We start from the raw sequence: 12,113 nt of genomic DNA on the forward strand, positions 1-12,113 counted from the left end.
ACCAGAAAGAACAACCTCCACCGACTCATCAGCCCCAAACCGAGAGGCGCGACAATACGACTCAAAGTGCCATACCTCAGATGAAAACGACCTCTCAGTGATTGTTTTTGAACTGCGGCCGGCTTTTGGCGGCGGCGAGTGATCACTTGGGATGATCTATTCGCTGTGCACGGGCGAGAACCGTGCGTAGGGTTCCGCCATGACCGACGAGAGTGAGCGTGCCGTGCAAGCAGCCATGGATGCCGAATTTCGGTTGCTTGATCCTGAGGTGCGTGCCTCTCCAGCCCATGTGTTGGAGCTTTTGGATCCGGAGTTCTCTGAGTTCGGCGCATCGGGACGCCGGTGGGATGTGAAGTCCATCCTCGCGGTCACGAGCGGTGGAACGGTGTCATCGGAGTCTCCGGTGCAGGTCAGTGAGATGTCCGGGGTCGTTCTGGCTCCCGGCGTCGTTCATCTGACGTACTTCGCCGACAACCAAGGGCGCCGGGCCTGGCGAAGCTCCTTGTGGCGGCTGACGGAGACGGGCTGGCGCATGTACTTCCACCAGGCAACTCCTGTTGCGTCCGAGGTCGAGTAGCCATGCAGGTCACCAGTAGCGACGGAGTACGGATCGCCTTCGAGACCATGGGCAGCGGACCGCCGCTGGTGCTGCTGCACGGATTTTTCGGAGACCGCACGACGTGGCGGTCTGCCGGCTATGTCGACGCCCTCGCCGACAGCCATCGCCTCGTCCTCATCGATGCCCGTGGTCACGGCGGCAGCGAGGCACCTCACGACGTGGACAGCTACCGGATTCACCGTCAAGTCAAGGACGTCACCGCCGTACTCGACGAGCTTAATATCTCTCGGGCGGCGTTCTGGGGAGCATCGATGGGCGGCATCATCGGCCTCAACCTGCTGGCTCGCCATCCCGAACGGCTGACCGGCCTGATCGTTGGCGGAGCCCATGCCGACCGCGTCGCCGCCGCTCCCGGCGAGGTTCAGCGGGAAGCCGAGCTGTTCCGCGTTCAAGGGACCGCGCCATTCATCGACGTGCTGGAGCGTCAGAGCTCCCTCCCAGAATGGATGCGTGCGGCGATGCTGACGGCCGATCCGCATGCGCTGGCAGCGCTGACCGTCGCCCTCGCTGGCCGCGACGGCGTCCTGAGCGAGCTCGCTCAGACAACAGCGCCAGTACTTCTGCTCGCGGGGGACCGTGACCCCCAGCTCAAGGTGATCCAGGACACCGCTGATCAGATTTCGGGCGCCACCTGCGTTGAACTGCCTGACTGCGGGCACTTCGAGACGTTCCTGCGAATCGATCTCACCTTGCCGGTCATCCGTCCATTTCTCGCGAGGTGCGCGGCTGGGTAAGAGTGGTCGGTCAGGGCTTCCTCATCGGGCCGGTCTTCTTCTTCCAGCCGTCGGGGTGGCCCTTCCGGGTCAGCCGCCTGGTCATGAGGGTGATGAGTGACCAGTTCAGGTGGGCCTCGGAATGCTGCGGGAGGCGCTCGTAGTCCCGGGCGTTGCGGCGGGCGTTCATGATCCATCCCAGTGTGCGCTCAACACGCCAGCGACGCGGGAGGACGACGAAGCCCTTGGCCCCTTTGGGGCGGGAGACGGTCTTGAGGGTGATGTGGAGGAAGTCCTCCGCCCAGTCGACGAGCTTGCCGGCGTAGGCGGAGTCGGCCCAGATCTGGGTGATCTGCGGGTGGGTGAGACGCAGTCGCCAGAGCAGTTCGCGGGCTGCGTCCCGGTCCTGCATGTCGGCGGGCGTCACCATGATCATCACGGGGAAGCCTTTCGTGTCCACCGCGATGTGTCTCTTCCTCCCGTTGATCATTTTCGCGGGATCGAATCCGCGAGTCGCCCGGCTCACCGTGGTTGCGCCCTTGACCGACTGCGAGTCGACGATCAGCGTGACCGGGTAAGGGCATCGTCCCAGGCCAGTGCGGAGACGGCGGCGGAGCTGGTCGCGGATGTAGGTGACGACGCCGCGGCGGTTCCATCGGGCGAAGAACCCGTAAACCGTCTCCCACGGAGGGAAATCGGACGGAAGTGCTCTCCACTTCGCGCCGTTGTCGGTGATGTAGCGGATGGCGTCGACGATCTGCCGGCGGGGCCACTTCTCGGGATGCCCGCCGGTCTTGGTCTGGCAGGCCGGGACCGGCAACAGGGGTTCGAGAAGGGCCCACTCGGCGATCGTGGTGTCGGACGGGTAGCGACGACGGCGGGCAGGGTTCGGCATGGCGGGCTCGTCGATGGCGCGGAAGGGCCGGCGGGCAATTACTTCGAGAGCTGGGCGAGGGTCGCGGTAACCCCGGTGAGCTGGGCGGATACCAGTTGGGCCCATTCGTCGTCGGGGCAGCGGGCCAGGTGTGGGGCGAGTGTGCCCGTGATCATCCGGGTGAGGCGGCCGAGGGCCTGGACGAGTTGCTTCTTCTCGTACTCGATCCAGTCCGCGGGGTCGTCGGAGAACATGTAGCCGTCCTTGCGCCGCCAGGTGATCGGGGTGAGGTTCTCCGCGGCGCCGACGTCGCGAAGGTGGCGGATACCGCGCTGGACCTGGGACTGCTTCAGCCGCGTGGCGGCGACGAGCTGGACGGTGTGCAGGCCGGCTGGTCTTGCTTCCATCAGCGCGACGCGGACCAGGTCGCCGTAGTGCTCCGACAGCGGCTGGGCCGGGCGGCGAGGGCTGCGGGCCATGGCCTACTCGCCCTTGAGGAGCTGGGTCAACTGCTCGTCGAGGGTGAACTCGCCGTTGTCGACGGCTCCTTCGAGCCAGTCGGCTGCGGCGCGGACGCGGCCGATCTGCCGTCGCACGGTCTCACGCTCGTCGTCGGTGAATTCCTGGCCCCGCATCCGGGGCACCAGCCGGCCCAGCGTGGCCACGAAGCCGTGGCAGGTGCCCACCAGGTCGAGGTACTCGATGGTGTGCTCGATCTTGCGGACGGCCGGGGTGGTCTCGCGGATCCGTTCCCTGGTCTCCTCGGAGTTGTCGAACTGGGCGCGGTTGACCAGCATGCGCGCTGTGTCGTCGCGCATCACCGTCCGGGCCACCGTTGGCCGGCGCAGCATGTTCGTGGTCACCTCCTGGGCGACGGTGTCGTCCCTGGTCAGCTCGGTGACGACGCGCATCCGGTCGGCAGGCGTGACGTGCTCGGTGACCTCCGGCCGCTTGAACAGGTCGGTGGCCACCTGGGCGGCGACCTCCTCGTCCCGGGTCAGGTCGGCGACGGCCTGGACCTTCTCGTCGACCGTCACGGGGCGTTCGACGCGCTGGCCGACGAGCCGTTTCGCGCCGTCCGGCGTCCACTGCCTCGCTCCGGTGCGCGGGTTGAACGGGGCCTCCTCGATCGCCGCCCACCGCTCGGCCTCGTCCACGACCGACGCGAGGATGCGGTGAACTGTGAACGACACACCCTCCTTGCGTTTGTCCGCCGGCCAGCGGTTGGCGGTCCACCGCCAGTCCTCCACCGTCGTCCTGGCGACGCCGATGTCGTCTGCGAACATCTGCAACGACTCCGTCACGGTGAACAGGTCGTCCGTGCCGTTCGGCATGGACCCGCCCACCGGCCTCATCGGCTCGATCTCCAACGCCATGTCACCAAGGGCGAACTGAGCCTTCGCGACCTGCGCGATCAGTTCCTTGGCCTGGGTGACGATCTGTTCGTAACGCTGCCGGGTGACGTTCCCGATCCGGTCGGTCATGACGACCACTGTCCTTGCCCCGGGCCCGGCCCGGTCACCCACAATGGAACCGGTCAACGAGGCGCCAGCCCCGGTCACGTCCACGGTGGCGCGGGCGCGACACGCGGAGGCAGAGCGCGGAATGGGGGCGCTCGAAGCACCCGCCGACCGTCGCCAACACGCTTGCAAAACAGGCGGCGTTGGTGGTGAGGCTGAGGCGTTCGGCTACGGCGTTTCCGTAACACCGTTCCGCGACGCCTGCCGCTGGCGGCAGGCACGCACCCGGCAGCGGTCCGAGCAGTACACCGCCGCCTTCGACCGCTCCACCCCCACCGTCCACGACCGGCCGCACACCGGGCACTCCACCCGCTTGCCCCGCAGCATCGCGATCACCCGCTGCCGGGTCTGCCGCAGCCTACGCCACTGCCGTGACCTGCACCGACCCGAGCAGAACACCGCCTCCGCCGCCATCGACACCGGCAGCGGATCACCGCACTCCCGGCAGTACCGCCGAGCCGTCCCATCAGCCGCCACGAGCCAGATCATCCAGCCGTACACACCTCACGGCCAGAGTTCAAAAACACTCACTCAGCGAAGGCCCGCAGCCAGAACTTCGGGACCAGATGGTGCTCTTTGGCGATTTGCGCGCCCATGATCCGGATTTTACGGGTCGGATGCGACGCGGGCTTCCCCATTTCGAAGAGCGCACGAGAGCGCCCGCTCCCGGACATGGTGCGGGCCTCTGCGTGAGGGCCTCGACCTTCTCTTGGGACATGCGGAGATCTTGCCAGGAACTCACCGGCATCGAGGTTCAGTTCGCGGGCCCCGACCCGGCGAACCAATGCGGTCAGAGCACTAGTGTGATGCGCCAGAAATCATGAGGATTAGTCACTACCCTGTTGGTATGTCGCATCCCGGGCCTTCTGCTGTGGAGATCACGCTGTCCGAGGCTGAGCGTGCCGAGTTGGTGCGTCGGACGGAATTGCCGCACCGGCGCTCGGCCGAGAAGGCCCGCATCATCCTGGCGTGTGCTGACGGCCTGTCAAACGCGGGTGTAGGGCGGTTTGTCGGTGTTCAGGCCAGGACGGTGGGCAAGTGGCGTCGGGCTTTCGCCGCGGAGCGGATGGCTGGGCTGGAGGACGCCGGGTGGATCGGCCGGCCGAAGGCCGACCTGGTCCTGGACGATGCTGAGCGCCGGCAGTTGACGCAGTGGGCGCGGCAGGCGAAGACCGCCCAGTTCCTCGCGTTGCGCGCGAAGATCGTGCTGCGCTGTGCGGAGGGCGGGACGAACCAGCAGGCCGCGGCCGACCTGGGCATCGACAGATCGACCGTGGATCGCTGGCGGGCCCGGTTCATCGCCAAGCGCCTGGACGGCCTGCACGACGAGCCCCGCTCGGGCCGGCCGCCCTCGATCCTCCTGGACCGGGTCGAGGAGGTCATTGTGGCCACTTTGGAGTCCACGCCGGGCCAGGACACGCACTGGTCACGGGCTTCTATGGCCCAGCGCACCGGCCTGTCGAAGTCGACCATCGGCCGGATCTGGAAGAGGTTCGACCTCAAGCCCCACCTGCAGGACTCCTTCAAGCTCTCCACTGATCCGCAGTTCGTCGCCAAGGTCGTCGATGTCGTCGGCCTGTACCACCACCCGCCCGAGAAGGCGGTCGTACTCTGCGTGGACGAGAAGTCCCAGATCCAGGCGCTGGACCGCTCGCAGCCGGTCCTGCCGATGATGCCGGGCATGCCCGAACGCCGCACCCACGACTATCTGCGGCACGGCATCACCAGTCTGTTCGCCGCCTTCAACATCAGTGACGGCACCGTCATATCCCAACTCCACCGCCGCCACCGTGCGATCGAGTTCAAGAAGTTCCTGGTCCGCATCGACAAGGCGGTCCCCGTCGGGCTCGACGTCCACCTCGTCTGTGACAACTACGCCACCCACACCACCGCCGAGATCAGGACCTGGCTGGGCAGACACCCGCGCTTCCACGTCCACTTCACCCCCACCGGCTCCTCCTGGATGAACCAGGTGGAGCGGTGGTTCGGTCTGCTGACCGACAAGCTCATCCGCCGCGGCGTCCACAGTTCCGTGAAGGCCCTGGAGGACGACATCACCTCGTGGATCGACACCTGGAACAAGAACCCACGGCCCTTCGCCTGGACCAAGACCGCCGACGAGATCCTCAACTCCCTCGCCGACTACCTCACCAAAGTCGGAACCGACAGCCAGAAAACAGAGCAGAACTAATCCTCAGCATTTCTGGCGCATCACACTAGCCGGAGTCGGAGGGTGCACAACGGACGGCGACAGGGTCCCGCCGTTTGAACTGCGGGACCCTCAGCGCATCTATGGAAGCCGTACGGGCGCCGGGTGGGGTGACCGGCCCCGTTCCGGCGCCGACGAGGGCGGGTGGGCGAGCTCAGCCGCAGGAGAACTTGGTGATCGAGCTGAACCGGTTGTCCCATTCAGGGAAGCGTGACGGCAGGTTGGTCTGTGTACCTGCGAAGACCGTCCAGCAGCCGCCGCTGTAGTTGTACCCGTCGTGCAGGGCGAATGCTTCGCTGTTGCGGTTCCAGTACGACGAGGTCCGGTTGTCCATCGACTGGCCCCGCAGGTCGGGGGAGCCGGACGCGAACCAGGCCATCGTGCCGGTCCCGTCGACCCCGTCGAAGATGCAGAAATATCCGTTCGGACAGCGGCTCCAGCCGGCCGCGGGAGCCGCCTGCGCGGTCTGGGCCGAGGTCGTGGCCAGCGTCAGAGCGAGGGCAGCGGCAGAGCCCAGCGCCGCGAGTGTCTTGCGCATGTGGTTCCTCCGATGAGCGGTTCCGTCTTTCCGGCCATGGACAGCCGTCTTTACGGCGTGCAACCCACCCCGCCGGCGTACGTCGAGCTGCTGATGAACCAGGTGGGCCCCAAGGTGTAGGTGGAGTGGGCGCGCACGCACTGGAAGCTCTGGCTGGCGCCCAGAGCCCACGTCTCGATCAGGTGGTTGTAGTTGCCGCAGTTGATCCACTGCGCCCAGCCGTCGATGTTGTCGTTGTAACCGCAGACTGCGGCGGGGGCTGTGGCTGTCTGCTCCGCGGCCTGTGCCTGGCCAGCGAGCGTCAGGGGGCCGGCGATCGCGAGCCCCAGTGCCGCTGCAGTGAGCGAAAGTTTCCTTAACATCGTTTTCCCTCCGTGTGTCAATCCGCCGTGATGGGTCAGCTCATGGAGCCGATCCGGTGAGCAACTTACTTTTCACGGCAAAGTGGCCGTCGTGAGTGCGTCGAACCGTGTTTCATCGCGGAAGTATTCGTGCCGGAAGTGCCGTTGTGGACCGTTCCTCTCAGGCCACCGAACCGCAGACGCACACCAGATTTCCGACCTGCAGACTCAGGTTGTGCATCGCTCATCGATGACCGTAGGCGCAAGCCGCGCCCCGAGAGCACCAATGTGTGCACCGTGACTACCCAGTTCGTGCAAACCCGGCAGTAAAATGCCTGTGCAAGCAGGGGGCTGGGGGACATCGGCATGACAGACCACAGGGGTGCCCGATTAAGAGGAACCGAGTCGTTCGAGGCAGTTGCCTCAGGCTTGTTTGCGCCGTTGCGGGTGACCGATCCCGGCCCGCAGGGGTTCGAAGCCGTAGTCGACCACACAGCCGTCGGACCCGTGGTTATCGCTCGTGTCCAGGCCACCGCCGCAACGGTGACGCGGGACAACCGCAGCATCACCTCCAGCGACGTGGAGTGGATGCATTTCAATCTGCACCACCACGGTCCGGTCACGGCGATCCAGGGTGACCGGACCACGATACTGAAACCCGGTGAACTGTTCGCCTGTGACAGCACCCGGCCTTACCGGCTCATCGGTGCCAAGCCCAGTGACATGACCGTGCTTTGCGTTCCCCGGGCAAGTCTCGGCAGACACGCGAACTCCATCAGCCGGCGCACGGCGCACCCCATACCCACTCAGGGCGGGATCGGCGGACTCCTCAGCCACGCACTGTCCGCAGTCAACGAGGACCTCCCGAGCCAAGGTGTGCCACGTACGTATCTGGCCGACGCGCTCACCGCACTCCTCCTGGCCGCTTTCGCCGACACCACTCCCGAGCGGGCTTCCGTCGCCAGCGACCTTGTCGACCGTATCCGCGCCTACGCACTTGCCCACCTCGACGACTCCCACCTCAGTGCGGAACGAGTCGCGCGCCGGCACCACATCTCCATCCGGCACCTGCACGCGCTCTTCAAAGACAGCGACCTGACCTTCGCCGCCTGGGTCCGACATGAACGCCTGCTACGGATCCGCCGAGACCTCCTCGACCCCGCCTCCGCGGACATCTCCACAGCCACGATCGCAGCACGATGGGGAGTACACGACCCCAAACACCTTGGCAGGGCCCTGAAGCGCGAGTTCGGCGAAACCGTCAGCGACCTACGCCACGGGCAAAAGGACTGAGCTGTTTCAGAGTGGCCACTGATCCGCCGATGCCGCCCTTCGCGGTCGCCTTGATCGCCTTCACCAGCAGCGCCAGTGTCGGGTCCACCTGATTGGAGCGGGCCATCGCGTCCAGGAACTCCTGGCCGCCCATCGCGGTGGTGACGCCCAGTGCCTCCATCACCGTCACGTACGCGTCGCGCAGCCGGTTGTACCAGGGGTCCAGGTAGCGCCGTTCTCCATGCGCACGGGCGCCTCGATCGGCGCGACCTCGAAGCCGAGCTCCACCGCGTACGCCACGGTCGGCGTCGCGTACCAGGCCGGGCCGGTCGGCCGCTCGCCCGTCGGCGTGAACGGGCTGGGCAGCCGGTCGCCGTCGACCGTTGATCTGCACGCGGGACAGGTCGACGTAGCTCAGGTCGACCAGCCACGAGCCGGGCAGCTTCGGGTCGAACGCCGGACGCTTCAGGTAAGTGGGGCCGCCCAGGCCGACGGTGAGGCCGTTGACGGCCGCCGCGAAGGTGCCGCCCGGCCGGGCGGCACTCGAACAGCCGTGCCATCCGGGCGGATATTCTGCGGGTGAGGTGACGGGAATGTCACCCGGAACAGGATCCACGATGACCGCTCCCGCGCCCCCGATCAGCGAGCCCGACCCGTCCGCGCTGACCTGCCCCGGTGAGACGGCTCAGGATTCCCGGACACCGGTGCGTCCGCCTTCTCCGCGTTCTCCGGGGCGGCAAGCACCTCCACCACGGTCTCCCGGGAAACGACGAACCGCTCCCAGTCCAACTCGGCATCCCGCAACGCAGCCAGAACCCGGTCCGCCTCCTCCCGCAAGTCCTCCACCCGCTGAGCAGCCGCCCGTTCCCGCTCCTCCAACAACCCGATCACCGACGGCATCCCGCACTCCACGACCGCACTGACACGACGAGCACTGCCTGCCACCGAAGTCACGAAACTATGCCTGACCAGCGAAAACGCGACGATCAAGTACGGAAAGACAACAGCCTCTAAAGCCCCCAAACCACACCAACTACAAAGCTCCCAATCACATCCGGCGTACGGCCGTCCGTGGCGACCACGGCCGTGGCGACCTCCTCGTACAGGTGCTGGCGGGCCTCCATCAGCTCCCGCCACTGTTTGCGCGGGTTGACCGCGAGCAGCGGGCGGGCAGCGTTCAGGCCCGTGCGCTTGACCGCCTCCTCGACGTCCATCGAGAGGTAGACGACCCGCTGCCCGGCCAGGAGCGCCCGCGTGTCGGCGTCGAGGATCGCGCCGCCGCCCAGCGCCAGGACACCGTCGTGCTCGGCGAGCGCCCGGTGCACGGCCTGCTTCTCCAGCGCCCGGAAGGCCGGTTCGCCCTCGTCGACGAAGATCTCCGCGATGGTGCGGCCCTGCTCGGCCACGATGTCGTCGTCGGTGTCCCGGTAACCGACACCGAGCCGCTCGGCCAGCAGCTGCCCGACCGTGGACTTGCCCACGCCCATCGGCCCGACCAGCACGACCACGGGCACGGGGCTCACCGGATCGCCAGGTTGTCGAGGTACGACCGCACGTTCCGACGGGTCTCGGCCACCGAGTCGCCGCCGAACTTCTCCGCCACCGCGTCCGCGAGAACGAGCGCCACCATGGCCTCGGCGACAATGCCGGCGGCCGGAACCGCGGAGACGTCGGAACGCTGATGGTGCGCCTGCGCCGCCTCACCGGTCGTCACATCCACCGTCTGCAGCGCCCGCGGCACCGTCGCGATCGGCTTCATCGCGGCCCGCACCCGCAGCAGCTCACCCGTGGTGAGGCCGCCCTCGGTACCGCCGGAGCGGCCGGAGACCCGCCGGATGCCCTCGGGCGTGTTCACGATCTCGTCGTGCGCCTTGGAGCCCGGCACCCGGGCCAGCTCGAAGCCGTCGCCGATCTCCACACCCTTGATCGCCTGGATGCCCATCAGCGCACCCCCCAGCCGGGCGTCCAGCTTGCGGTCCCAGTGCACATGCGAGCCGAGGCCGACAGGGACGCCGTACGCCAGCACCTCGACCACACCGCCGAGGGTGTCGCCGTCCTTGTGCGCCTGGTCGACCTCGGCGACCATCGCCTTCGACGTGTCCGCGTCCAGACAGCGCAGCGGGTCGGCGTCCAGCTTCTCGACATCCGTCGGCGTGGGGTACACACCCTGCGGGGCCTTCACGGTGCACAGCTCGACGACGTGCGAGACGATCTCGATACCGGCCGTCTCCTTCAGATACGACCGCGCCACCGCACCCAGCGCGACCCGGGCGGCCGTCTCCCGGGCCGATGCCCGCTCCAGGATCGGCCGCGCCTCGTCGAAGCCGTACTTCTGCATGCCCGCCAGGTCGGCGTGTCCGGGCCGCGGCCGGGTCAGCGGAGCATTCCGGGCGAGACCGGCCAGGATCTCCGGGTCGACCGGGTCGGCCGCCATGACCTGCTCCCACTTCGGCCACTCGGTGTTCCCCACCATGATCGCGACCGGCGAGCCGAGCGTGAGGCCGTGCCGAACGCCGCCGAGGAAGGTGACCTCGTCGCGCTCGAACTTCATCCGCGCACCGCGTCCATAACCGAGCCGGCGCCGGGCCAGGTGGTCCGCCACCATCTCCGTGGTGATCGGCACGCCGGCGGGAAGGCCCTCCAGCGTCGCCACGAGTGCGGGGCCGTGGGACTCCCCCGCGGTCAGCCAGCGCAACCTGCTCAACACGGGGCTCACTGCTCCTTGACGTGGTAGGCGGGGAAGAGTCGCCGCAGTTCGGTGTGGAACCCGGGGAACGTCTTGCTCACACAAGCCGGGTCGTCGAGTACGAGAGCGGTCGAGCTGCCGAGTCCCAGCACGGCGAAGGACATGGCGATCCGGTGATCACGGTGGCAGGCGATCCGCGCCGGGACCGGCGCTCCGGGGTGAACGGTGATCCAGTCCCGGCCCTCGTCGACCTGAATGCCGCAGGCACGCAGGTTCGCAGCCACCACGCTGATGCGGTCCGACTCCTTCAACCTCGCGTGGCCGATGCCGGTGACGGTGACGGGTGCGTCGGCGAGAGGGGCGACGGCCGCCAGCGTCATGAACGTGTCCGAGATCTCGCCCATGTCCACCTCGAATCCGCCGCGCATGCGCCCCGTGCCGGTGACCGTGGTCGCCTCCTCTCCTATGGCGACATCGGCGCCCGCCAGCTCCAGGACCCGCGTGAATCCCAGGTCGCCCTGAAGGCTTCCGCGCCCCAGGCCGGGGACCGTGACGGTGGTTCCCGTCACGGCGGCCGCGGCGAAGAAGTACGACGCGGTCGAGGCGTCCGGCTCGATGGCCACGTCCGTGGCGGTGTATCCGCCGGGGGCCACGTTGACGCGTCCGACGGCGGGCTCGTCGACCTGTGCGCCGAAGGACCGCATCAGGGCCAGCGTCATATCGACGTAGGGTCGGCTGACCAGGCGTGGAATGGTGACCGTCAGCGGGCGGCGCATGAGCGGACCGGCCATGAGGAGCCCGCTCAGATACTGGCTGCTGAGGCTGGAGTCCAGCTCCAGCAGCCCGCCGTGCAGCCCGTCGCTGCGCACGGTCAGCGGCAGGGACCCGTTCGGCCCGGTCCGCACCTGGGCGCCCAGACGGGTGAGCGCGTCTGCCAGCGGGCGCAGCGGGCGGGCCCTCAGTTGGCTGGTCCCGTCGAAGGTGTAGTCACCTCTCCCCGCTGCCGCGGCGAACGGGGGCAGGAACCGGGCCACGGTGCCGGCGTCAGCGCACCAGAGGTCGGCTCGTTCGGCGATGTCTCCGGGGTTGCCCGTGACTTTCCAGTACGCGTCGGCCGGGGCGGCCGACACCTCGACACCCAGCGTCCGCAAGGCCTCCTTCAACGCGAGTGTGTCGTCACTGGCCAGGGGCGCCCGCAGCACGCTCGTCCCGCGTGCGGCGGCAGCGAGCAGCAGCGCCCGGTTGGTGAGGCTCTTCGACCCGGGAACACGCGCCAACAGGCCTGCGTCCTGCGATCCGCCCGCGGTCATGTGGCGCGATGCGCCCACGGCTTCTCCTTCG

Annotated in this window: 13 protein-coding genes and 1 pseudogene; 4 read left to right on the forward strand and 10 right to left on the reverse strand. The window is 67.6% G+C overall.

The genetic code is table 11. The annotated features are described in order from the left end of the window. Positions 1 to 199 precede the first annotated feature (199 nt). Positions 200 to 577: a DUF4440 domain-containing protein gene (locus ACI2L1_RS37200; RefSeq protein ID WP_404743857.1), complete on the forward strand. Its 378-nt coding sequence runs from the start codon at positions 200 to 202 to the stop codon at positions 575 to 577. 2 nt (positions 578 to 579) lie between these two features. Further along, positions 580 to 1,353: an alpha/beta fold hydrolase gene (locus tag ACI2L1_RS37205; RefSeq protein WP_404743858.1), complete on the forward strand. Its 774-nt coding sequence runs from the start codon at positions 580 to 582 to the stop codon at positions 1,351 to 1,353. 10 nt (positions 1,354 to 1,363) lie between these two features. On the opposite strand, the gene ACI2L1_RS37210 is transcribed toward ACI2L1_RS37205, so the two are convergent. From ACI2L1_RS37210 to ACI2L1_RS37220, 3 genes are read right to left on the reverse strand one after another with little or no spacing between them, the layout of a single operon-like run. After that, positions 1,364 to 2,227: an IS5 family transposase gene (locus ACI2L1_RS37210; protein WP_404743859.1), complete on the reverse strand. Its 864-nt coding sequence runs from the start codon at positions 2,225 to 2,227 to the stop codon at positions 1,364 to 1,366. A 38-nt stretch (positions 2,228 to 2,265) separates the two neighbouring features. Then, positions 2,266 to 2,685: a hypothetical protein gene (locus ACI2L1_RS37215; protein WP_404743860.1), complete on the reverse strand. Its 420-nt coding sequence runs from the start codon at positions 2,683 to 2,685 to the stop codon at positions 2,266 to 2,268. Between the two features lie 3 nt (positions 2,686 to 2,688). Beyond that, the gene (locus tag ACI2L1_RS37220; protein WP_404743861.1) at positions 2,689 to 3,690 is read right to left on the reverse strand and encodes a DUF6192 family protein; all 1,002 of its coding nucleotides are present in this window, start codon (positions 3,688 to 3,690) and stop codon (positions 2,689 to 2,691) included. Between the two features lie 907 nt (positions 3,691 to 4,597). Between ACI2L1_RS37220 and ACI2L1_RS37225 the strand changes: the two genes are divergently transcribed. Then, positions 4,598 to 5,917 carry an IS630 family transposase gene (locus tag ACI2L1_RS37225; protein WP_404743906.1) on the forward strand — a complete coding sequence of 440 codons (1,320 nt, stop codon included), beginning with the start codon at positions 4,598 to 4,600 and terminating at the stop codon, positions 5,915 to 5,917. A gap of 172 nt (positions 5,918 to 6,089) precedes the next feature. Here the strand turns inward: ACI2L1_RS37225 and ACI2L1_RS37230 are convergent, their stop codons facing one another. Together ACI2L1_RS37230 and ACI2L1_RS37235 are read right to left on the reverse strand one after the other, a co-directional pair. Beyond that, entirely contained in the window at positions 6,090 to 6,473 is a 384-nt protein-coding gene (locus tag ACI2L1_RS37230) for a peptidase inhibitor family I36 protein (protein ID WP_404743862.1), read from the reverse strand. Positions 6,474 to 6,523: 50 nt separating this feature from the next. Further along, positions 6,524 to 6,835 carry a hypothetical protein gene (locus tag ACI2L1_RS37235; protein WP_404743863.1) on the reverse strand — a complete coding sequence of 104 codons (312 nt, stop codon included), beginning with the start codon at positions 6,833 to 6,835 and terminating at the stop codon, positions 6,524 to 6,526. 345 nt (positions 6,836 to 7,180) lie between these two features. Here ACI2L1_RS37235 and ACI2L1_RS37240 point away from each other — a divergent pair, with 345 nt between their 5' ends. Further along, positions 7,181 to 8,107, forward strand: coding sequence for a helix-turn-helix domain-containing protein (locus tag ACI2L1_RS37240; protein WP_404743864.1), 927 nt, complete (start codon positions 7,181 to 7,183; stop codon positions 8,105 to 8,107). A 25-nt stretch (positions 8,108 to 8,132) separates the two neighbouring features. Here the strand turns inward: ACI2L1_RS37240 and ACI2L1_RS37245 are convergent. The 5 genes and pseudogenes from ACI2L1_RS37245 to aroA all read right to left on the reverse strand — a co-directional run. Beyond that, positions 8,133 to 8,606 (reverse strand): annotated as a pseudogene (locus tag ACI2L1_RS37245) (transcriptional regulator); the annotation flags it as partial. Positions 8,607 to 8,725: 119 nt separating this feature from the next. Beyond that, positions 8,726 to 8,986, reverse strand: coding sequence for a hypothetical protein (locus ACI2L1_RS37250; RefSeq protein WP_404743865.1), 261 nt, complete (start codon positions 8,984 to 8,986; stop codon positions 8,726 to 8,728). A gap of 110 nt (positions 8,987 to 9,096) precedes the next feature. Further along, positions 9,097 to 9,573 (reverse strand): shikimate kinase, encoded by a 477-nt coding sequence (locus ACI2L1_RS37255; RefSeq protein ID WP_404743907.1) that lies wholly within the window; start codon positions 9,571 to 9,573, stop codon positions 9,097 to 9,099. Positions 9,574 to 9,605: 32 nt separating this feature from the next. Next, entirely contained in the window at positions 9,606 to 10,790 is a 1,185-nt protein-coding gene (gene aroC, locus ACI2L1_RS37260) for a chorismate synthase (protein WP_404743908.1), read from the reverse strand. 8 nt (positions 10,791 to 10,798) lie between these two features. Then, a complete protein-coding gene (gene aroA / locus ACI2L1_RS37265; RefSeq protein WP_404743909.1) occupies positions 10,799 to 12,082 on the reverse strand; it encodes a 3-phosphoshikimate 1-carboxyvinyltransferase in 1,284 nt (427 codons plus the stop codon). Positions 12,083 to 12,113 lie beyond the last annotated feature (31 nt).

The organism is Streptomyces sp. NPDC019531 (genome assembly GCF_044903305.1).
Taxonomy (GTDB): Bacteria; Actinomycetota; Actinomycetes; order Streptomycetales; family Streptomycetaceae; genus Streptomyces.

Coding starts and splice junctions, on each gene's coding strand:
- ACI2L1_RS37210 (WP_404743859.1), bottom strand. CDS start 2,227: ATGCCGAACCCTGCCCGCCGTCGTCGCTACCCGTCCGACACCACGATC.
- ACI2L1_RS37215 (WP_404743860.1), bottom strand. CDS start 2,685: ATGGCCCGCAGCCCTCGCCGCCCGGCCCAGCCGCTGTCGGAGCACTAC.
- ACI2L1_RS37255 (WP_404743907.1), bottom strand. CDS start 9,573: ATGGGCGTGGGCAAGTCCACGGTCGGGCAGCTGCTGGCCGAGCGGCTC.
- ACI2L1_RS37205 (WP_404743858.1), top strand. CDS start 580: ATGCAGGTCACCAGTAGCGACGGAGTACGGATCGCCTTCGAGACCATG.
- ACI2L1_RS37235 (WP_404743863.1), bottom strand. CDS start 6,835: ATGTTAAGGAAACTTTCGCTCACTGCAGCGGCACTGGGGCTCGCGATC.
- aroA (WP_404743909.1), bottom strand. CDS start 12,082: ATGACCGCGGGCGGATCGCAGGACGCAGGCCTGTTGGCGCGTGTTCCC.
- ACI2L1_RS37220 (WP_404743861.1), bottom strand. CDS start 3,690: ATGACCGACCGGATCGGGAACGTCACCCGGCAGCGTTACGAACAGATC.
- ACI2L1_RS37200 (WP_404743857.1), top strand. CDS start 200: ATGACCGACGAGAGTGAGCGTGCCGTGCAAGCAGCCATGGATGCCGAA.
- ACI2L1_RS37230 (WP_404743862.1), bottom strand. CDS start 6,473: ATGCGCAAGACACTCGCGGCGCTGGGCTCTGCCGCTGCCCTCGCTCTG.
- ACI2L1_RS37250 (WP_404743865.1), bottom strand. CDS start 8,986: ATGCCGTCGGTGATCGGGTTGTTGGAGGAGCGGGAACGGGCGGCTGCT.
- ACI2L1_RS37240 (WP_404743864.1), top strand. CDS start 7,181: ATGACAGACCACAGGGGTGCCCGATTAAGAGGAACCGAGTCGTTCGAG.